The sequence below is a fragment of the Pseudomonas sp. 2995-1 genome, assembly GCF_002742505.1.
Classification (GTDB): Bacteria; Pseudomonadota; Gammaproteobacteria; order Pseudomonadales; family Pseudomonadaceae; genus Aquipseudomonas; species Aquipseudomonas sivasensis.
On record NZ_LJSA01000232.1, the window covers coordinates 1 to 522 of the forward strand.

A 522-nucleotide genomic window follows, 5' to 3' on the forward strand; every position below is an offset into this window, starting at 1 on the left:
AGGCAAGAAAAAGCATTTTGCCTTCCCCCTGACGGGTCAGGATACCAAAGGGAGCCTTTCCACGTAAATGGATCGCTACGCTCTCCTTCTCACTGGCAATCACTCGCCGATCTTCTTCATTTCTTCTTGCATTTTTCTAAACATTTCCGGTAAAACCGTTACAACTTCAGTTTCTTTTCTATAAGTTTCACAAGCCAGATTCACTAAAGCACTTTTCGTCAATCCCATTTCATAAGCTTTACGATCTAACCAATCATTTGTATCAGCAGAAATCCTTGCATTGATCCGAACAGACTCTCTTAAATTAGTTGTATCCATCAATAAACACTCCTTTTAGTCATCATGTAAAGATACTGCTTTTCAATGCGTTCTTTTAACTCTCCAGAATCAACCCAAGCAAACATACCGCAGACTGTACAGCCTACTTTTGTGAATGCACCGTCACTCCTTTGACTAGTAAACTCTCTTTCAGTTTTACAGGTGAAACAGTATTTAAACACTTGAAAAGCACCTCCTAACCAA

At 39.7% G+C, this 522-nt stretch carries 2 protein-coding genes; both read right to left on the reverse strand.

What is annotated here, in order from left to right:
• Positions 1–99: 99 nt before the first annotated feature.
• Positions 100–318 (reverse strand): hypothetical protein, encoded by a 219-nt coding sequence (locus AOA61_RS02710; protein WP_099601095.1) that lies wholly within the window; start codon positions 316–318, stop codon positions 100–102.
• A partial coding sequence (locus AOA61_RS31780) for a hypothetical protein (RefSeq protein ID WP_218197335.1) occupies positions 318–522 on the reverse strand: 205 nt, incomplete at its 5' end. The genes AOA61_RS31780 and AOA61_RS02710, both read right to left, overlap by 1 nt.